Origin of the sequence: Streptomyces sp. NPDC018031 (genome assembly GCF_044327625.1) — a bacterium.
In the GTDB taxonomy this organism is placed as follows: domain Bacteria; phylum Actinomycetota; class Actinomycetes; order Streptomycetales; family Streptomycetaceae; genus Streptomyces.
In genome coordinates this window covers 1-18500 of the sequence record NZ_JBIRFT010000009.1, presented here as the reverse complement: position 1 = coordinate 18500, position 18500 = coordinate 1, and the positions used below count along the sequence as shown (strand labels likewise).

General features: G+C 75.7%; 16 protein-coding genes and 1 tRNA gene. 7 read left to right on the top strand and 10 right to left on the bottom strand.

Annotated elements, in window-relative coordinates; all coding sequences use genetic code 11:
- Positions 1-7 precede the first annotated feature (7 nt).
- Entirely contained in the window at positions 8-928 is a 921-nt protein-coding gene (locus tag ACH4B3_RS20900) for an EamA family transporter (RefSeq protein ID WP_398464690.1), read from the bottom strand.
- Positions 929-1007: 79 nt separating this feature from the next.
- Here ACH4B3_RS20900 and ACH4B3_RS20895 point away from each other — a divergent pair, with 79 nt between their 5' ends.
- On the top strand, positions 1008-1916 hold the full coding sequence (locus ACH4B3_RS20895; RefSeq protein WP_398464688.1) for a LysR family transcriptional regulator: 909 nt from the start codon (positions 1008-1010) through the stop codon (positions 1914-1916).
- A gap of 154 nt (positions 1917-2070) precedes the next feature.
- Here the strand turns inward: ACH4B3_RS20895 and ACH4B3_RS20890 are convergent, their stop codons facing one another.
- From ACH4B3_RS20890 to aac(3), 3 genes are all read right to left on the bottom strand, one after another.
- A complete protein-coding gene (locus ACH4B3_RS20890; protein WP_398464686.1) occupies positions 2071-2340 on the bottom strand; it encodes a hypothetical protein in 270 nt (89 codons plus the stop codon).
- A 9-nt stretch (positions 2341-2349) separates the two neighbouring features.
- Entirely contained in the window at positions 2350-2505 is a 156-nt protein-coding gene (locus tag ACH4B3_RS20885; protein WP_398464684.1) for a hypothetical protein, read from the bottom strand.
- Positions 2506-2614: 109 nt separating this feature from the next.
- Positions 2615-3484: an aminoglycoside 3-N-acetyltransferase gene (gene aac(3) / locus ACH4B3_RS20880; RefSeq protein ID WP_398464682.1), complete on the bottom strand. Its 870-nt coding sequence runs from the start codon at positions 3482-3484 to the stop codon at positions 2615-2617.
- A gap of 186 nt (positions 3485-3670) precedes the next feature.
- Between aac(3) and ACH4B3_RS20875 the strand changes: the two genes are divergently transcribed.
- Complete coding sequence (locus ACH4B3_RS20875; RefSeq protein ID WP_398464680.1) at positions 3671-4624, top strand: fibronectin type III domain-containing protein; 954 nt, start codon at positions 3671-3673, stop codon at positions 4622-4624.
- A gap of 72 nt (positions 4625-4696) precedes the next feature.
- Positions 4697-4768, top strand: a tRNA-OTHER gene (locus ACH4B3_RS20870).
- Between the two features lie 96 nt (positions 4769-4864).
- On the opposite strand, the gene ACH4B3_RS20865 is transcribed toward ACH4B3_RS20870, so the two are convergent.
- Complete coding sequence (locus tag ACH4B3_RS20865; RefSeq protein ID WP_398464678.1) at positions 4865-5602, bottom strand: MerR family transcriptional regulator; 738 nt, start codon at positions 5600-5602, stop codon at positions 4865-4867.
- A 206-nt stretch (positions 5603-5808) separates the two neighbouring features.
- Here ACH4B3_RS20865 and ACH4B3_RS20860 point away from each other — a divergent pair, with 206 nt between their 5' ends.
- A complete protein-coding gene (locus tag ACH4B3_RS20860; RefSeq protein ID WP_398464676.1) occupies positions 5809-6018 on the top strand; it encodes a hypothetical protein in 210 nt (69 codons plus the stop codon).
- Positions 6019-6069: 51 nt separating this feature from the next.
- Here the strand turns inward: ACH4B3_RS20860 and ACH4B3_RS20855 are convergent, their stop codons facing one another.
- On the bottom strand, positions 6070-6414 hold the full coding sequence (locus tag ACH4B3_RS20855) for a MerR family transcriptional regulator (RefSeq protein WP_398464674.1): 345 nt from the start codon (positions 6412-6414) through the stop codon (positions 6070-6072).
- A 292-nt stretch (positions 6415-6706) separates the two neighbouring features.
- On the opposite strand from ACH4B3_RS20855, the gene ACH4B3_RS20850 reads away from it, so the two are divergent.
- On the top strand, positions 6707-7510 hold the full coding sequence (locus ACH4B3_RS20850) for an aminotransferase class IV family protein (protein ID WP_398464673.1): 804 nt from the start codon (positions 6707-6709) through the stop codon (positions 7508-7510).
- Between the two features lie 154 nt (positions 7511-7664).
- Here ACH4B3_RS20850 and ACH4B3_RS20845 read toward each other — a convergent pair whose 3' ends face one another.
- Positions 7665-8180: a GNAT family N-acetyltransferase gene (locus tag ACH4B3_RS20845; protein ID WP_398464671.1), complete on the bottom strand. Its 516-nt coding sequence runs from the start codon at positions 8178-8180 to the stop codon at positions 7665-7667.
- 270 nt (positions 8181-8450) lie between these two features.
- Here ACH4B3_RS20845 and ACH4B3_RS20840 point away from each other — a divergent pair, with 270 nt between their 5' ends.
- On the top strand, positions 8451-9311 hold the full coding sequence (locus ACH4B3_RS20840) for a class I SAM-dependent methyltransferase (RefSeq protein ID WP_398464669.1): 861 nt from the start codon (positions 8451-8453) through the stop codon (positions 9309-9311).
- Positions 9312-9604: 293 nt separating this feature from the next.
- Here ACH4B3_RS20840 and ACH4B3_RS20835 read toward each other — a convergent pair whose 3' ends face one another.
- Positions 9605-10345: a TetR family transcriptional regulator gene (locus ACH4B3_RS20835; protein ID WP_398464667.1), complete on the bottom strand. Its 741-nt coding sequence runs from the start codon at positions 10343-10345 to the stop codon at positions 9605-9607.
- A gap of 83 nt (positions 10346-10428) precedes the next feature.
- Here ACH4B3_RS20835 and ACH4B3_RS20830 point away from each other — a divergent pair, with 83 nt between their 5' ends.
- Complete coding sequence (locus ACH4B3_RS20830; RefSeq protein ID WP_398464665.1) at positions 10429-12648, top strand: MMPL family transporter; 2220 nt, start codon at positions 10429-10431, stop codon at positions 12646-12648.
- Between the two features lie 114 nt (positions 12649-12762).
- On the opposite strand, the gene ACH4B3_RS20825 is transcribed toward ACH4B3_RS20830, so the two are convergent.
- The gene (locus ACH4B3_RS20825) at positions 12763-12978 is read right to left on the bottom strand and encodes a DUF5988 family protein (protein WP_398464664.1); all 216 of its coding nucleotides are present in this window, start codon (positions 12976-12978) and stop codon (positions 12763-12765) included.
- Positions 12979-13274: 296 nt separating this feature from the next.
- Positions 13275-18473, bottom strand: a complete 5199-nt coding sequence (locus tag ACH4B3_RS20820; protein ID WP_398464662.1) for an SDR family NAD(P)-dependent oxidoreductase — start codon at positions 18471-18473, stop codon at positions 13275-13277.
- Positions 18474-18500 lie beyond the last annotated feature (27 nt).

Below are 18500 nucleotides of genomic sequence, written 5' to 3'. Positions count from 1 at the left end.
CGGCGGCTCAGCGGCGTGAGCGGGTGGGAACGGGAAGCTGCCCGGCGACGATGGCGGCCAGGGAGAGGGCGAACCCCAGGCACTGGACCGGCCCCAGGGTCTGGTCGAGCACCACGACCCCGAGGACCGCGGCCACCAGCGGGGAGAGCAGCACGAGGACCGCGACGGAGGTGACCGGCAGCGTGGTGAGTCCGCGGAACCACAGGACGAAGGCGATCAGCCCGCCGACCAGGCCGAGCCACAGGTAGCCGAGGGCCGCGGGCAGGTCGATCGCGGGTGGCGCGCCCTCGGCGAGGAAGGTGACCGGCACCAGGAACAGGCCGCCCGCGGTGAGTTGCCACCCGGCGAAGGCCGTGGGGCCGGTCCCGGCGGGGCGTCCCCAGCGCCTGGTGAGCGTCACCCCGAGCGCCATGGACGCGGCGCTGCCCAGGCCCGCCGCGACCCCGGCGAGGTCGAGGGCCGCGCTCGGCCCGATGACCACCAGGCCGACGCCGGCCATGCCGATCCCTCCCCAGGCCAGGCGCCAGCCGGACAGCCGCTCGCGGAGGACCGCCACCGCGAGCAGGGCGACGACGAGCGGCTGGGCCGCGGCCAGCGTGGCGGCGACGCCTCCCGGCAGGCGTTCGGCCGCGATGGCCAGGAGCGGGAAGGTCAGCCCGATGTTGAGCACGCCGAGCACCGCGGCCTTCGCCCACCAGCCGCCGCGCGGCAGGGTCCGGGCGATCGCGAGCGCGACCAGGCCGGCGGGCAGCGCGCGCAGCAGCCCGGCGAACAGGGGGTGCCCCGGCGGGAGGAGTTCGGTGGTGACGACGTAGAACGTGCCCCAGGTGGCGGGGGCGAGCGCCGTCAGGAGGGTGAGCTGCAGTGTTCCGCCGGGGACGCCGCCGACCGCTCCGGCGGGGGCCCGCTGTACTGCTGGACTTGTCATGCCCGCAGTCTCGGGCGGTGGTGATCAATGAGTCCAACACATGTTTGTCACCTCATCGATCGCGCTGGAAGATGGATCCATGGAGCTTCAGCAGATGCGCTACGTCGTCGCCGTCGCCGAGACGAACAGCTTCACCCGGGCCGCCGAACGCTGTCTGGTGGTCCAGTCCGCCCTCAGCCACCAGATCGCGCGCCTGGAGCGGGAGTTGGGCGCCAGACTGTTCGAGCGCACCAGCCGCCGGGTGCGGCTGACCCCGGCCGGCGCGGCCTTCCTCCCCGCCGCCCGCCAGTGCCTGGACGCCGCCGAGCGCGCGGCCGCCGAGGTCGCCGCGGCGGTCGGCGAGGTGCGCGGACGGCTCGTCCTGGGCCTGATCCCCACCGTCGCCGCGGTCGATGTCCCGGGCGCGCTGCGGGACTTCCGCCGGCAGCACCCGCAGGTGCACATCAACCTGCGGGTCGGCGCGAGCAACGACCTCGTCGAACAGGTCAGGGAGCGAGTCGTCGACGTGGCCTTCCTCGGACTGCCGGACACGGCGCGGCCGGAAGGCGTCGCCGCCCGCGAACTCGCCCGTGACCGGCTCGTCGCCGTGGTGGCCCCGGACCATCCGCTGACCGGCGAACCGGCGGTCGACCTCCGCCGGCTCTCCTCCGAGGTGTTCGTGGACCTGCCGGCCGGTACCGCCGGGCGTGCCCAGTCCGACCTGGCCTTCTCGGCCGCCGGTCTCAGCCGCGACGTCGCCTTCGAAGTGACCACCGTGGACCCCCTCATGGCGCGGCTGGTCGGTCAGGGCCTCGCCGTCGCCATGCTGCCCTCCGCCTACGCGCCCCAGCTCGCCGGGGTCGCCACCATCGAGGTCACCGACGCGCCGACCCGGGTCGAGTACGCCGTCTGGAGCGCGGTCGGGCGACCGCCCGCGGCCACCGCGTTCCTCGCCGTCGCCGGCATCGCAGGCATCCCCGGCACCCCCGAAACCCGCGGCGCGGAGTGAACCGGCACCGCCCGGGGCGCCCCGCCGGCCCCGTCCGCGACGAGTTCGCGGGTGGGGCCGGCGGCAGCGGCACGAGGCGGTGCGCGCGACCTTCAGCCGGCGTGGGTCCCGGCCCGGCGTGGGTCCCGGCCCGGCGGGTGGACCGGCCCGGCGGTTACAGGAGCTTGCTGCGTCCGCCGGCCGCGGTCATGGGGCGCCGGCCGCGGGCGCGCCGCCCCCGCCGCGGCCGCCGGGGCTCGCCGTCCAGTCCCGCCGCCCGCAGGGCCCAGGCGGCGACGACCTCCTCCGGCACGCCGATCCGGGCCAGGGCCCGCTCCACTTCGGCCCGGCACTCCGGGGCGCCGCAGTGGACCCGGCTGAACGGCAGTGCGGGGGCCGGCAGATAGAAACACGCGCATCCGAGACAGACGTGGATGGGCCGCATGGTCATCTCCTAGTGCATGATTCCGCTGCCGTGGCAGGTGCCGCACGGCCCGGTCCAGGTCCGGGTGACCGGCACCTGGTTCCCGTGCTCGTCGAGCTCCAGGGTGTGTTCGGTGTGCTCGGTGACCCGGTCGCCGCCGCATGCCGTGCATGGTTGTTCGGACACCGCCCCAGCATGCCGCAGCCCCGGCGCCCCGGGAACACCGAACGTCTGACCGCCCGGTGGGCCGGACGGGCCACGGGGCCGGGGCGCCGCCCGGATCCCGCGCGCCGGCTCACCCCGCCGGATCGGCCGCCGGGCCCCCGAGATTCTCCTCCAGCCAGGCCACCCCGAAGTCCACCACGTCCCGCGCCTCGAACAGGAAGCTGTCGGCGGCGCCCACCCGGCCGCCCCTGCCGATCCCGGCGGCGAGCATGTCCCGGGCGATCCGCTCGAACGGCCACTGCCCCTCCGGGACCACCCCCGAGTAGTCGAAGGCCCCGTCCTGGGAGTCGATGTCGTGGAAGCGGCGCCAGATCCGCTCGCCGTCCACCGTGATCGGCTGCTCGTAGTCCACGTACCGCTTGCCGGGCGCGTCCGCGAGCGCCTCGGCGTGGTGCAGCAGGGTCAGCGAGTCCAGCGGGGCGCCCAGGAGGAGGACCCGGCCGCCCAGGGCGACCAGTCGCGCCAGCGGGCTGTCCGGGCCGTGCGGATCGTCCCAGGGGTGCTCGTCCATCAGCGGGTGCGCGGCCGGGCCCAGGGCCGCGAAGGAGGCGTCGGGGTGGCGGCTGCGTACGGCGCCCGGGTGGCGGCGCAGGGCCTCCGGGAGCCGGCCGAAGCTGTGGTCCGCCTCGCTCAGCGCGGGGTCGTAGGCGGGGTGTCCGGCCCGCAGGGCGTCCTGCCAGGGCCGTGGCCAGTCGGTGAAGTCGTAGGGCGGGGCGTCGTTCCAGCCGCAGGTCACCATCAGGGTGCCCCGCTCGGTGACGACGTCGCCGAGGGCCCCGATGACCGTCTCCGAGCCGCCCGCCACGTACCCGAGGGCGGACATCCGGGTGTGGAACATCACCACATCACCCTCGCCCAGGCCGAGCCGGGCCAGGTCCCGGGCGAGCCGACGGCGGGTCACCGGGCCGCCGGAGAGCCGGAGGAGAGCCAGTTCGTCCATGCGTCGAACCCAACCGCGCCGTCCCGGCCGGTGGCAACCGCATTGTTTCCGGCCCGGCGGCCCGGCCGGGCCGCCGGAGAGCCGGGCCGCCCGGGCCCGAGGCCACCCGGGCCGACCCCTTGTCGGCGATCACCGACCTGTGGGATATAGGTCTGGACCATTGTTCCCGCCTGGGGAGGCAAGGCCGTGCCACGTCCACCCGCCACCGTCGTCTTCGCCGCCTCGGCGGCTTGTCTGCTGGCCGCCTGCGGCGGCGAGGACCGGGACGCCGAGAGCCCCTCGGTGCCCGCCGGGGTCACCGTGCAGGCCGGCAGCGCCACGTCCGTGCACGTCATGTGGGAGCACGCCACCGACAACGAGAAGGTGGCCGGGTACGAGGTCTACCAGCGGGGCGCCAAGGTCAGATCGCTGCCCGGGACGACCCGGATGGTGGACGTCGAACGGCTGGCGCCGCGGACCGCGTACACCTTCACCGTGCGCGCCCGCGACGCCGCCGGCAACCTCTCCGGGCCCAGTGCGGCGGTGTCCGTCACCACCCCCGCCGACACTCCGGACGACCGCCGGGCCCCGTCCCGGCCGGCGTCGCCGCGCGGCACCGTGACCGGCACCCGCACGGTGACCCTGACCTGGGGCCGGTCCACCGACGACGTGGGCGTCACCTCGTACGACATCTACCAGGAGGACTCCCGGATCCACAGTGTGGGCGGCGACCGCACCAGCGCGCGCGTCACGGGCCTGCGGCCGGGCACGGTCTACACGTTCACCGTCCGGGCCCGGGACGCCGCCGAGAACTCCTCACCGGACAGCGCGGCCGTCGACCTGACCACCGCGCCGGCCCCCGGCGCGGGCCCCGGCACCGCACCCGCCGAGCTGACGGCGACCGCGCGGAAGGGCACGGTCGAGCTCTCCTGGACTCCGCCGGAGACCGGGGCCCCGGTGAAGGAGTACGAGTTGTTCCTCAACGGCAGGATGGCCACCACGATCGTCTGGGGCTCGGCGCCGCCGACCGGGAAGGCGAGGTACACCACGACGGTCACCGGCGGGCCGGGCACCCGCTACAGCGTCAAGCTGCGCGCGAAGCTCCCGGACGGCAAGTGGGGCGACTTCTCCGCCCAGCGGACCGTGGTGCTGCCCGGCTGACGGTCGGCAGCACGGTCCGGGACAGGGTAGAGTTGATCACGCGACACCACGCCGGACCGGCCGGGTGTCGATGCGTCGGTCGTCTAAGGCAAGATGCTCGTCTCCAAACGAGAGATGCAGGTGCAAGGCCTGCCTGGCGCTCCATCGAGAGGTCCCTCCCCGTCCGGGTGAGGGACCTCCGGCGTTCCGGGGGTCCGCGCGTGTGCCGCCCCCGGGGCGGCACGGCGCCCGGGCGTCCCGTCACTCCCCCGCCGCTCCGCCGGATCCGGCGGCGGCGAGCCGCTGAAGGTAGCGGTGCAGGGCCGCGGAAGCCCCGAGCCGGGCGAGGCTGCGCCGGTGCAACTCCCTTCCTCGGTTGTCCAGTTCGGCGCGGAGGCGCGCGGCACTGCCCCGGGCGCGCAGCCCGTCGAGCACCACGCGGGCGGCGGCGAGGCGGTGGCCGTTGCGGCGGAGCAGCGCGACCAGGAAGGCCATCCGCACCTCGGAGTCCGGGTAGCGGCGGTAGCCGGTGCCGGGCTCCCGGTCCGGCCGCAGCAGCCCCTCCGCCTCCCACAGGCGGAGCACCGGCGGCCGTACGCCCACCACGTCGGCCACCTGGCCGATGCGCAGGCACTCCCGGGACGGCGCCCAGGACGCGTCCGGGGCGGCCAGGATCGCCTCCAGGGCCTCGCGCGCGGTGGCCAGTTCCGCCCGGCCGCGGTCCAGTTCGGCATGGCCGGCGTCGAGCGCGGCGAGCGCGCTCTCCAGCTCTCCCCGGTGGACGGCGCGCATGACGGTGCGGGCCGTCGGCCAGCCGTAGGCGGCCGCCAGTTCCCGGGCGACCAGGACCGCTTCGGTGTGGGCGGTGGTGAAGCTGCGGTAGCCGCTCGGGGTGCGCTCCACCGGCGGCAGGATGCCCATCTCCGCGTAGTTGCGCACCTGCTGGACCGAGACACCCGCGACGCGGGCGACGTCGGCGGCCCGCATCGGATCCCCCATGGCGCCTCCTGGGTCCCGGTCGCCGGTGATCCGCCCAAGGTCCCGTCCCACCGTAGCCTCCATTTGAGACTTCTTCCCCCATCTCACCGGCGCACCCGGGAAGAACGGACGAAAAGCCTCCAACAGCACTTGAATGAGACGCTCGATACATGGCGCGGCCGGAGCCGCGTCCTCGTGTTCCGGGTGACCCGGCTGGGAGGCTGACGGTGAAGTTCGTGCTCGAAGTGGACATCGACGAGGCGGCGGAGGGCGGGGCGGCCGCCGGTGAACTGGGCCGCATCCTGAGGTACTGGGGCGGGAACCTGCACCACTACGAACTCCGGCCCGGTGTCGGGGAGTCCGTTCACGACTCGTCCTACCGGGAGGTCGGCCGGTGGACCGTCATCGGCGCCGAGGACCCGCCCCGGCCGGCGTGACGCGGCGCGCCGGCCGCCCGCGGGCCCCTGCTCGCGGGCGGCCGGCCGCGGTCAGGACTCGTCCAGGTAGCCGGCGAGGGCGCCCCGGCTCCGCCGGAGGCCGTCGATGCGCTCGTCCATGGCCGCCAGTTCCCGGTCCAGGATGGCCCGCACGTCCACGCACCAGTCGAACTCCGGCAGCTCGCCCCGGGCGCACGGCAGCACCGCGCGGATCACCTCGGTGGACAGCCCCGCGTCCAGCAGGGCACGCACCTGCCGCACGGTGACCACCGAGTCCTCGCCGTAGTGGCGGTATCCGTTGGTGCCCCGCCGGACGTCCAGCAAGCCCTGGGATTCGTAGTACCGCAGCAACCTCGGGCTGACCCCGGTACGCCGGGACAACTCGCCGATCAGCATCCGACCCGCCTCATTCGACGTTGACCTTTCCATCGGTGTGAAGGCTTAACGTCGGGCCATGAGCGAACATTCCGCGCCCGTCCGCGGGGCCGGGGGCGTGCCATGTCCCCGGCCGGCGACGGGGACGCCCCCGGCGGCTCCGGCCTGACCGCGGTCGCCCCCGGACCACCGCCCGGACCGGTCCCGCACCGGCCCGGATGGCGCTCGCCCCGCCCGGGCGGCCGGCGGACTCGACCCCGCCGCCCGCGGATCCGTCGTTCCCGCCTCACCTCACACACCGCTGGAGAGACGCATGACTTCTTTTGTCGTACACCGCAACGGCCGGGCGGCGACCGCCGAGGAACTGGCCCCGCTCGCCTTCGCCGGCTACGCCCACTTCACCGCCCTGCAGGTCCGCGGCGGCCGGGTCCGGGGGCTCGATCTGCATCTGGAGCGGCTGCGGTCCGCGTCGCTGGAGTTGTTCGGGCGGGCGCTGCCGGACGACCGGGTGCGGGACTGGCTGCGGGCGGCGGTGGAGGCGGGCCCGGCCGACCTCTCGCTGGTGGCCACCGTGTACTCCCCCGCGGGCGAGTTCACGGCCGCCGGGGACGGTGTGGAGCCCGAGTTGCTGGTGCGTACCGGGCCGCCGTCGTCCGGCCCGGACGGCCCGCTGGCGCTGGCGACGGTGGAGTACGAGCGAGTGCTGCCGGCCGTGAAGCACGTCGGCGAGGTGGCCAAGACGTACTTCCTCCGGCAGGCCGTCGGAGAGGGCTTCGACGACGCCGCCTTCGTGGACCGCCGGGGCCGGCTCAGCGAGGGGACGATCTGGAACCTGGCCTTCTGGGACGGCACCGCGGTGGTGTGGCCCACGGCCGGGATGCTGGGCGGGACCACCATGGGCATCGTCCGCCGCCGGCTGGAGCGGCTGGGGGTCCCCCAGCGCGAGCGGGAGATCACGCCGGCCGATCTGCCCGCGCTGGCCGGAGCCGCGGTCATGAACTCGTGGACGCCGGGCATCGCGGTGCACCGGATCGGCCAGGTGCCGCTGGCCGAGGCGCCGGACTTCGTGGAACTGCTGCACCGGGCCTACCGGGACGAGCCGCTCACCGCGCTGTGAGCGGGGCGGCCGGCCCGGCCCCGGCCGCTCACGACCGCGCCGGGCCGGCGCCGGCCCCCCTCACCGCCACCGACCCGGGGCACCGGCCGGGCGCCCTCGGCCGCGGCACCCGGTGAGCGCCGGGGGCACCGGGACACGCCGGGCGGCGCCGGGATCACGGTGCCAGGGCGCGCTGCATGAGCACGGTGTCGATCCAGCGGCCGTGCTTGTGACCCACCCGGGCCAGCCGGCCCGCCTCGGTGAAGCCGAAGCGGCGGTGCAGCGCGGCGGAGGCGTCGCTGCCGGGGGCGTCGGCGATGACCGCGACCATCTGGCGCCGGCCGGCTGCCGCGGCCCGCTCCACCAGAGGGGCCAGCAGGGCGCTGCCCAGCCCCCGGCCGGTGTGGTGCGGCGCGAGGTAGATCGTGTCCTCCACGGTGTGCCGGTACGCCGGCTTGGGCCGCCAGGGCCCGGCGTAGGCGTATCCGGCCACCTCGCCGCGGAGTTCGGCGACGAGGAAGGGCAGTCCCTGCCCGGTCAGGTCCGCCAGTCGCCGTTCCCAGTCGGCGAGGGTGGGCGGGGTCTCGTCGAAGGTGGCCACGGTGTGGGTCACGTAGTGCGTGTTGATCCCGGCCACGGCCGGCAGGTCCCCGGGAACGGCGGGACGGACGGTCAGCTCGGGCGATATCACGGTCGGTCTCTTTCTCTCGGCGGCGGGCCCGCGCCGCGCGGCCGCCCTGGGGGCCGTGTCCGCCGGGCCGTCGACCACCGTACGGCGCCGGCCGCGGGCGCCGCGACGGAAAAACCGTGTCCCCGCCGGGCCCGCCCGCCCCGCGGCGGCGCCGGCCCGGCGTCCGGTGACCGCCGGCCGGCCCTCGCGGCCGTGGCGCGGCGGTGGGACGGCCGCTAGGCTTTCGGGCCGCCGGACACCGGATCCGCCCAGCAGGAGGCGAGGCCCCCGATGACCTCCGAATCCATTCCGCCCACGGTCCGCGAGGTGTACGGGCCGGCCGATCTCAGCTCCATCCCCGCCTTCGCGGGGGGCTTCATCAACTTCGGTCACTGGGACGGCATCGCCCTGGACCGCCCGCTCACCGAGGCGGACCGGGTCCACAGTCAGCAACAGCTCTACCGGCACACGCTGGCGGCGCTCACCCCGCCCGGCGCGGACGCGGCCCGGACGGCCGCCGCCCGGTCGGGGGCCCGGGTCCTGGAGGTGGGGTGCGGGCTGGGGCCGGGGTGTGCCCTGGCGGTGGAGGAGTTCGGCTTCGCCGAGGTCACCGGGATGGACATCCATCCGCAGCAACTGGAGCGGGCGGCCCGGCGGAACCGCGCGCTGCTGGCGGCCCGGCCCGGCCGGCTGCGGTTCCGCGAGGGGGCGGCCGAACGCATGCCCTTCGCGGACGGGTGGTTCGACGGTGTGTACAGCGTCGAAGCCGCCCAGCACTTCCGGGACCTGGGGGCGTTCGCCGGTGAGGCGGCCCGGGTGCTGCGCCCGGGCGGCCGGCTGGTCGTCGCCTGTTTCTTCCCGCCCGACGACCGCCCCGGCGCGGCCGGGCGGCTGGCGCGGATGCTCGACAGCTTCGCCAGCGGCCTGGACGTGGCCCACCCGGTCGGCGCGTTCACCGGCGCGCTGGGCGACGCCGGGCTGCGCGGGGTGCGGGCGGAGTCCATCGGGGACCGGGTGTGGCCCGGCTGGGACCGCTGGCTGGCCACCGCCGGGTACACCGGGACCTGGTCGCGGAACTTCCTCACCGCCTACCGGGAAGGGCTGCTCGACTACTACCGCGTCATCGCCGAAGCGCCGGCCGGCGAGGGGTGAGCACGGGGACGGTACGGCGCGGCCGCCGGGCCCCGCGCGGAGCGGTTCCGGCGGCCGGTGCCCGCCGCCCGTGCCGGGAGAGCCGACCGACCGTCACCCGTCCGGGTGACTTTCCCTCACCGGAACGTGGGTCCCCGCGCGATGGCCGCCGTTGACGCCGGATCGGCGTCCGGCGGCATACGGTGCCCGGCGCGCCGCGCTCGGCGCCGGATGAGGCGGGACCCCGGGCCACGGGGGAAGCTCGCGGGGTCCCGCCGGTTCAGGTGGCCACCCGCGGGGGGTGGCCGGGCGCCTCAGGGCGCGGTGCCGGCCGTCTGGTCTCCGGCCTCCGGCGGCGGGGCGGCGGCGTCCGCCCCCGCCCTGCCGCCGATGCCGGCCAGGCCGCCCAGGGCCACGTTCGCCGCGCGGTCGAGCGCGGTCCGCAGCTCCTCGGCCGTCGCCTCCCGGGCGAGGCGGATCAGCGCCGTGTTGACCAGTGCCCCGACCAGCGCGCCGACCGCGGCGGAGGCCTCCGGTTCGTCGATCTCGTCGCCGCAGGACGCCAGCAGCGCGCCGGTCAGCTGGCGCTGGGCCTCGAACAGCCAGTGCAGGGCGCGGGCCTGGAGGGCCGGCGAGGAGAGGATGAGGCGCACCCGCAGCGAGGGGAGTTCGCCGGTCAGGTCCTCGGTGGCGTCCGGCGACACCACCGAGACCCGCAGCGCCCGCAGCAGCAGCTGGGCCACGGTCTCACCCGGCCGGCGTCCGGTCACCTCGCGTACCAGCGCGTCGACACGCTCCTGGCTGTCGGCGAAGAGTACGTCCTCCTTGCCGGGGAAGTAGCTGAAGAAGGTACGCGTCGAGACGTCCGCCGCGGCCGCGATCTCGGCGACGGTCGTCTCCTCGTACCCCCGCTCCGCCACCAGGCGCACGGCGGCCTCGATGAGTGCGCGCCGGGTGCGCAGTTTCTTGCGCTCCCGCAACCCCATCGGCCGCGGCCCGTCGTCCCCGGCCGGGGACGCGGCGACGGTCGCGGGCGAGCCCGTCGTGTCGATCATGGTGAACAGCATACCCAACTTCCCGCAGATCATGCATTTTTGCATCGCTTGCAGTTTTCGGCGGGCTGAGCTTTTATCAAAACATGGAACGCCTACTGGAAACTCTTGGTCGAACATGTGCTTTACGGCCCTGGCGGACGATCGCCGCCTGGCTGGTGGCGGCAGTAGCGCTCCTGGCTCTCGGGCAGGCGGCGGGCGGCACGTTCGTGAACGACTTCCGGGTGCCGGGGGTGGAGTCGCAGAAGGCCACCGACGAGGCACGGGACCACTTCCCCTCCTTCGGGGCCGTGGACTCGCAGATCGTCTGGCACGCGCCGGACGGCGAACTGGACACCCCGGAACGCTCCGCCGCGGTCAAGCGGATGCTGGCCGAGGTCCGCGAGCAACCGGACGTCAGCGGGGTGGACCCACCGTTCCCGAGTGAGAACGGCCGGGCGGCCACCACGAGCGTCGCCTACGACAAGGAGCTGGGCGAGCTCGACAAGTCGCACTACGAGCGGCTCGACGACGCCGCCGAGCCGGTGCGCGCCACCGGGCTCGACGTCGAGTTCCGCGGCATGGTGGTCGACCTGGGCAACGAGCCCACCACCAGCGCCGCCGAACTCGTCGGCCTGGGCGCCGCGCTGATCGTGCTCATCATCGCCTTCGGCTCGCTGGTCGCCGCCGGGCTGCCGCTGGTGGTGGCCGCCATCGGCATCGTCGCGGGCACCGCGCTGGTGCTGCTGGTCGGCTCGGTGATCGACATCCCGTCCTCCGCCCCGATCATCGCGGTGATGCTCGGCCTCGGCGCGGGCATCGACTACGCGCTGTTCATCCTGAGCCGGTTCCGGGCCGATCTCGCCGACGGCCACAGTCCGGCCGACGCCGCCGGGCACGCCTCCGCCGTGGCCGGGCACGCCGTGGTGTTCGCCGGGGGCACCGTCGTGGTCGCCATCCTGGGACTGAGCTTCGCCGGGATCCCGTTCGTCGGCGCCATGGGCATCGCCGGGGCCATCACGGTCGCCGTGATGATGGTCGCCGCGCTCACCCTGCTCCCCGCCCTGCTGGGGCTGCTGGGCCACCGGGTGAACGCGCTGCCGCTGCCCCGGCTGCGCGGGGCCCGCCGGGCGGCGGCGACCCCCGGCGAGGCGGAGCACACCGGCGCCGGGACCCGGGCCGGCCGGTGGAGCGAGCACGTGTACCGCAACCGGATCGTCTACGCCTGCTCGGCCACCGCGGTCCTGGTGGCCCTCACCGCTCCGCTGTTCTCGCTGCGGCTCGGCAATCCCGACGACGGCATCCAGCCGTCCGACCTGACCCAGCGTCAGGCGTACGACCTGATCGCCGACAACTTCGGGCCCGGCTGGAACGCCCCGCTGGTCATCACCGTCACCGGTGCCGACGAGGACCGGGCCGGGAAGCTGACCGCCGCGCTGAAGAAGGACCCGGAGGTCGACGAGGCCACCCCGCCCAAGCGCAGCACGGACGGGGAGGCGTCGCTGCTGACCGTCGTGCCCCGGCACGCGCCGCAGGACAAGGAGGTCAGCGACCTCGTCCACCGGATCCGGGACGACATCGCGCCCGGCGTCCTCGCGGGCTCCGGGGGCGAGGCGCTGGTCGGCGGCTCCACCGCGCTGCAGATCGACATGGCGGACGTGGTCGGCCAGCGGCTCCCCTGGGTGGTGCTCGCCGTGGTCGGCGCGGGCACGCTGCTCCTGGTCGGCATGTTCCGGGCACCGGTGATCGCGTTGAAGGCCGCCGTGATGACCCTGCTGTCCATCGGCGTCTCGTTCGGGGTCATCACCGCGATGTTCCAGTGGGGCTGGGGGCTGGAACTGATCGGCGTCGACAAGACGGTGCCCATCATGTCCGCCGTGCCGATGCTGCTGTTCGCCGTGTTGTTCGGCCTCTCCATGGACTACGAGGTCTTCCTGCTCTCCGCCGTCCGGGAGTCGTACCGGAAGACCGGGGACCCGCGGCGGGCGGTGATCGCCGGCCTCTCCTCCACCGCCGGGGTGATCACGGCGGCGGCGGTCATCATGGCCTGCGTCTTCCTCAGCTTCGTCTCCGTTCCGGAGACGCTCATCAAGATCATCGGCATTGGGCTGGCCACCGCGGTGATCATCGATGCCACGCTGATCCGGATGGTGCTGGTGCCCGCGGTGATGGCGCTGCTCGGCGAAGCCGCCTGGTGGCGGCCGGGCCGGCGCCGGCCGGGCGGCGGCTCCGCGGACGGAACCGCAGTGCCTTCCGGGGCGGACCGGGAGGCGGGCGCCGTCGGCGCCGAGTCCGGGACGGCGGGCGCGCGCCCGGAGTCCGGCTGACGGGCCGGGCCGTCGGCGCGACGGGCGGTGCCCCGGGGGAGGCCCCGGGGCACCGCCCGCGCGTGTGGTGCCGCCGCGGCGCCCGCCCGGTGCGGACGGGGCGGGCGGCCCGGATCACTCGGCCACGTAGGTGCGCCGCTCCCAGTCGAAGACGCGCAGGGTGCTGCCCCGCCAGGTGACCGTCTCCTGGGTCGCCCGGAAGTGTTCGTAGGCGTTGCCCATCAGGAGCTTCAGGTACGACTGCTCCTCGGTGACGTGCTGCGTGCGCTCCTCGTCCGCCAGGTGAACGGGGCCTCCGCGCAGGAGGGCGTTCGGTGGTGTCGTGGTCATGGGTGGCACCCCTTTCGCTTCCGCTGGGTGGTGGTGGGCGCCGTGCCCGCCACCTGCTGTCGTCGGTGTGCTGTCAGGTCGTCGTGGTCTTCCGGTCGTGGTCCGTCGGTCGTGATCCGCCGGCCGCGGCCTTCCGGCGCTGGTGCCGGACCGTCGGGCGGCCGGGTCGGGCCCGGCGGCCGCCGCACGGTCCGGCCCGCCGCCGGGCCCGCTCCGGTGCGGCGTGTCCCCGGTCCGCCGGCCGGGCCGCCCCGCACCGCGCGAGCGGGGGCGGGAGCGGCCCGGCCGTGGCGGTGTCAGCCGCCCACCGCGCCGCGCACGATCGCCTCGACGGGCATGCGCAGCCAGTACTCGCGGCGCTGGAACGGGTAGGTGGGCAGCGGCACCAGGCTGCCGCCGGTACCCGCGTGGGTCTGCCGCCAGTCCACCGGCACGCCGTCCGTGTGCAGTCGGGCCAGCGCCGTGAGCAGTCCGGCCCGGCTGCCCGCCGGGTCCAGGACCGGGATGGCCCCGGCGGCTCGGTCCGTCGCCGGGGAGCCGGACGCGCCGAGCAGCACCGGCCCCCGGCCGGCCCGGGCCGGCCGGGCCAGTTCCTTGGCGGTCCAGCCGCGCGCCCAGTGCTCGGGCTCGCGGAGCGCCTCGGTCGTGACGTTCTCGCCGGTCACCGCGGAGAGCACCGGGATCGTCGGGGAACGCAGCTCGGTCCGCGCCAGGCAGGCGCGCAGCGCCGCCTCGTCGGCCGCGTCGGTCCGGGCCAGGACCAGGAGCAGTTCCACCGCGTCCGCCGTGGAGAGCACCTCGGCGGCGTGCGCGGCGGCCAGGACGCCGGAGCCGGCGCCGATCACCGCGGCCGGCGGCACGCCCCACCGGTGCAGCAGGGTGAACAGGGCGGAGCCGACGGCGAACGAGGCCGCGTGCGCGGTCGTCGGCGAGGGCGGCCACGCCTCCGCGCCCCCGTGCAGCGCCCAGTCGCGCGCCGGGTGTTCCAGCCGGGTGTCCAGGTGGGCGCAGACGGCGTCCAGGGCGTCGGCGAAGGCCGGGTACCCCTCGTACAGTTCGCGCACCGCGGGGGTGCCCGCTCCGGTGCCCGGGGCGGCGGCCGGGAAGGCGAACACCGCCTGTCCGTCGGCCGCCGGGGCGACGCCCTGGACGACGACGCCGTCGGTCGCCGCGGGGGACACCGGCTCGGTGGCCCCGGTGCGGTCCGGCACCCCGTCGGCGATCGCGGTCAGGCCGTCGACGAGCCCCTGCCGTCCCTCGGCCAGGACCACCGCACGGTGCTCGAAGACCGCCCGTGAGGTGGCCAGCGACCAGCCGACGTCCGCCACCGCCGGCTCCGGGTCGCCGTCCAGCAGGTCACGCAGCCGGGCCGCCTGGGCGCGCAGGGCCTCCGCCGACCGGCCGGAGACCGGGAACGCCAGCGTGCCGGACGGGGCGGCGGATTCGGCCGCGCCCGGCCGGGCCGGGGCCTCGGGCGCCTGCTCCAGGATGATGTGGGCCTTGGTGCCGCTCGCGCCGAAGGAGGAGACGCCCGCCCGGCGCGGTTCGCCGGTCTCCGGCCAGGGCACCGACTCGGTCAGCAGGCGCACCGTGCCGGAGGACTGGTCGATGTGCGGCGAGGGCTCCTCCGAGTGCAGCGTCCTGGGCAGCAGGCCGTGGTGCAGGGCGAGCACCGTCTTGATGACGCCGATGACGCCGGAGGCCGCCTGCGGGTGCCCGGTGTTCGACTTGTACGAACCGAGCCAGAGCGGACGTGCCGGGTCCCGGCCCTCCCCGTAGGTGGCGAGCAGGGCCTGCGCCTCGATGGGGTCGCCGAGCGGGGTGCCGGTGCCGTGGCCCTCGACCGCGTCGACCTGGTGGGCGGTCAGTCCCGCGTTGGCCAGCGCCTGCCGGATGACGCGCTGCTGGGAGGAGCCGTTGGGTGCGCCCAGGCCGTTGCTGACGCCGTTGTGGTTGACCGCGGAGCCGCGGATGACGGCGAGCACCCGGTGGCCGTTGGCGCGGGCGGTGGACAGCCGCTCGACGAGCAGCATGCCCGCGCCCTCGCCCCAGCCGGTGCCGTCGGCGGCCGCGGAGAACGACTTGCACCGCCCGTCGGGGGCGGCGCCCACGCCCATGTCGGGCGAGACGGCCGGGTTGGCCAGCACCGAGGCGCCGCCGGCCAGGGCCATCACGCACTCGCCCTGCCGGACCGCCTGGGCGGCCAGGTGCAGCGCCACCGAGGACGAGGAGCAGCCGGTGTCGATGGTGAGCACCGGTCCCTCGAAGCCGAAGGTGTAGGCGATGCGGCCGGTGGCGAGGGCCGGCGAGATACCGCCGCTGAGGAACGAACGGGCCTCCTCGGGGACCTCCTGCAGACCCGTCCAGTAGCCCTGCGAGAAGGTGCCGGCGAACACGCCGACCCGGCTGCCGCGCAGCGTGTGCGGGGACACCCCGGCGCGCTCGAACGCCTCCCAGGACATCTCCAGCAGCAGCCGGTGCTGCGGGTCCATCGCGATGGCCTCCGGCTCGCCGATGCCGAAGAAGTCCGCGTCGAAGGAGGCCGCCCGGGACAGGAAACCGCCCTGGCGGACGTAGCGCATGCCGGGCACGTCCACGCCGGCGCCCTCCAGCGCCTCGACGTTCCAGCCGCGGTCGCCGGGCAGCGGTCCGACGGCGTCCCGCTCCTCCGCCACCAGGTCCCACAGTTGCTCGGGGGTCTCCACCCCGCCGGGCATCCGGCAGGCCATGCCGACGATGACGATCGGGTCGTCGGCGTCGGCCGGGCCGCCGTCGGGCACCGGGCCGGCGGTCTCGGTGCCGTTGCGGGCCGCCGGGCCCGCCGGTTCCGCTCCGGCCGTCGCGTCGGAGTCGCCGACCAGCTGTTCGCGCAGCCGGTCGGCCAGCGCGGCGGGGGTGGGGTGGTCGAAGACCACCGTGGCGGGCAGGGTCAGTCCGGTGCCGGCCGCCACCCGGTTGCGCAGTTCCACCGAGGTGAGCGAGTCGAAGCCCAGTTCGCGGAACGGCTTCCCGGGCTCCACCGCGTCCGGGCCGTCGTGGCCGAGCACGGCGGCGACGTGGCCCCGCACCAGGTCCAGGACGATCCGCCTGCGGTCGGCGGCGGGTGCCGCGGTCAGCTCCTCGGCGAACGAGCCGGCGGGTCCGGCCGCCGCGGCGCCGCCCTGGCGGGCGGCGCTTGGGAGTTCGGCGCGCAGCAGCCGCTGTACGTCGGTGAGGGCGCGCAGCTGCGGGCGCGGCCGGTTGTCGATGCCTCCCCCGCGGGCGGCGATCTCGTCCCAGGCGATGAGCGCCAGCGCCACGCAGGTCTCGTCGTGGTCGAGGACGCGGCGCAGCGCGCGCAGCGCGGTCTCCGGCTCGATCTCCGAGCCGCCCCGCCGGCGGAGCTGGGCCTCGGCCTCGCCGGACGCGATGCCGCCGCCCGACCAGTGGCCCCAGGCGATGGAGGTGGCGGTGAGCCCCTGGGCGCGGCGGTGCCGGGCCAGCGCGTCGAGGTAGGCGTTGCCGGGCGCGTAGTTGGCCTGGCCCGGCACGCCGAAGGTGCCGGCGAACGAGGAGAACAGCAGGAACGCGGACAGGTCGAGGTCGCGGGTCAGCTCGTGCAGGTTCCAGGCGCCGCGCACCTTGACGCGCAGCACCCGGTCGAGCTGGTCGAGGGTGAGCGAGTCGAGCACCGCGTCGTCGAGGACGGCCGCGGTGTGCACCACGGTGCCCACCGGCCGGTCGCCGGGCACCGTGGCGAGCAGTGCGGCCAGCTCGTCGCGTTCGGAGATGTCGCAGGCGGCGATGGTCACCTCGGCGCCGAGGGCGGTGAGTTCGGCGGTCAGCTCGGTGGCGCCGGGGGCGTCCGGGCCGCGGCGGCTGACCAGCAGCAGGTGCCGGGCTCCCTGCCGGACGAGCCAGCGGGCCACGTGGCCGCCGAGCGCGCCGGTGCCGCCGGTGATCAGTACGGTGCCCCGGGGTGTCCAGGGGCCGGGGGTGGCGGGCTCGTTCCACTCGGCGCGTACCAGCCGGTTGGCGAAGACGCCCGCGGGGCGCACCGCCACCTGGTCCTCCTCGTCCAGTCCGGCGAGCACGTCCGCCAGGCGGTCGCGGGAGCGCCGGTCCACCGCGGCCGGCAGGTCGACGAGGCCGCCCCAGCGTTCCGGGACCTCCTCGGCCGCCACCCGGCCGAGCCCCCACACCAGGGACTGGCCCGGGCCGGTCAGCGGGTCCGACGGGCCGGTCGACACCGCGCCCCGGGTGGCGCACCACAGCGGCGCGGTGATCTCCGCGTCGCCCAGCGCCTGCAGCAGGGTCCGGGTGGCGCCGAAGCCGCGGGGGGTGGCGGGGTGGTGGCTGTGCGTCCGCTCGTCCAGCGGCAGCAGCGACAGCACCCCGGCGAGGTCGGTGACGCCGTCGCACACCCGGCGCAGGGTGGCCGCGAGGGCGTCCCGGTCGGCGCCCTCGGTGTCGGCGTCCACGTCGAGCCGGACCAGGCCCGCGCCGCGCTCCCGCAGTGCCTGGGCGGCACCGTCGATCCACGGGTCGTCGTCGAGTCCGGCGGGGGCCACCAGCAGCCAGGAGCCGGACGGCACCCCGGCGGCGGCCGTCACGGGGCGCCACGCGGTCTGGTACCGCCAGGAGTCGATGATTCCTTCCTCCCGCTGGTCGCGCCGCCACCGGGCGAGGGCGGGCACCAGGGTGTGCAGGGGGGCGTCGTCGACCCCGAGGGTGTCGGCCAGCTCCGGCAGGTCGGCGCGTTCGACCGCCGCCCAGAACCGGGCCTCCACCTCGCCGCCGGGGAGCCCGGCGGCGCCGTCCGCGGGGTGGGCCTCCCGTTCGGGGGCCTCCAGCCAGTAGCGGGTGCGCTGGAAGGCGTAGGTGGGCAGTTCCACCGGGCGTGCCCCGGGGAACAGCGGTGTCCAGTCGACCCGTGCGCCGGCGGTCCAGGCTTCGGCGAGGGAGGTCAGGAAGCGGTCGGGGCCGCCGTCGTCGCGCCGCAGCGATCCCACCGCGGTCACCGACGCGCCCGGATCGGCCGTCTCCTGCACACTCATCACCAGCACCGGATGAGCACTGCACTCCACGAACAACCCGAAACCATCCGCCACCAACCGCTCCACCGCGGACCCGAACCGCACCTCCTGCCGCAGGTTCCGCACCCAGTACCCGGCGTCCAGCCCGGCGGTGTCCACCGGCTCCGCCTCCACCGTGGAGTAGAACGGCACCCGCGACGCGGTCGGGGTGATCCCGTCCAGCACCCGCAGCAACTCCTCCCGCACCGACTCCACCTGCGGGGAGTGCGAGGCATAGTCCACCGGGATCCGACGGGCACGGATACCGTCCGCCTCACAGGCGGCCACCAGCTCCTCCAGCGCGGCCGGCTCCCCCGCCACCACCGTGGACGACGCACCATTGACCGCCGCCACCGACACCCGCCCCGCAAAGGCCTCGATGCGCTCCTGCGCATCCGCCCGCGACAGGCCCAGCGACACCATCCCGCCCCGGCCCGCCAACCGCTCACCGATCACCTTCGACCGCAA

Coding starts and splice junctions, on each gene's coding strand:
- ACH4B3_RS20900 (WP_398464690.1), bottom strand. CDS start 928: ATGACAAGTCCAGCAGTACAGCGGGCCCCCGCCGGAGCGGTCGGCGGC.
- ACH4B3_RS20825 (WP_398464664.1), bottom strand. CDS start 12,978: ATGACCACGACACCACCGAACGCCCTCCTGCGCGGAGGCCCCGTTCAC.
- ACH4B3_RS20865 (WP_398464678.1), bottom strand. CDS start 5,602: ATGGGGGATCCGATGCGGGCCGCCGACGTCGCCCGCGTCGCGGGTGTC.
- ACH4B3_RS20855 (WP_398464674.1), bottom strand. CDS start 6,414: ATGCTGATCGGCGAGTTGTCCCGGCGTACCGGGGTCAGCCCGAGGTTG.
- ACH4B3_RS20850 (WP_398464673.1), top strand. CDS start 6,707: ATGACTTCTTTTGTCGTACACCGCAACGGCCGGGCGGCGACCGCCGAG.
- ACH4B3_RS20830 (WP_398464665.1), top strand. CDS start 10,429: ATGGAACGCCTACTGGAAACTCTTGGTCGAACATGTGCTTTACGGCCC.
- ACH4B3_RS20835 (WP_398464667.1), bottom strand. CDS start 10,345: ATGATCGACACGACGGGCTCGCCCGCGACCGTCGCCGCGTCCCCGGCC.
- ACH4B3_RS20890 (WP_398464686.1), bottom strand. CDS start 2,340: ATGCGGCCCATCCACGTCTGTCTCGGATGCGCGTGTTTCTATCTGCCG.
- ACH4B3_RS20840 (WP_398464669.1), top strand. CDS start 8,451: ATGACCTCCGAATCCATTCCGCCCACGGTCCGCGAGGTGTACGGGCCG.
- ACH4B3_RS20895 (WP_398464688.1), top strand. CDS start 1,008: ATGGAGCTTCAGCAGATGCGCTACGTCGTCGCCGTCGCCGAGACGAAC.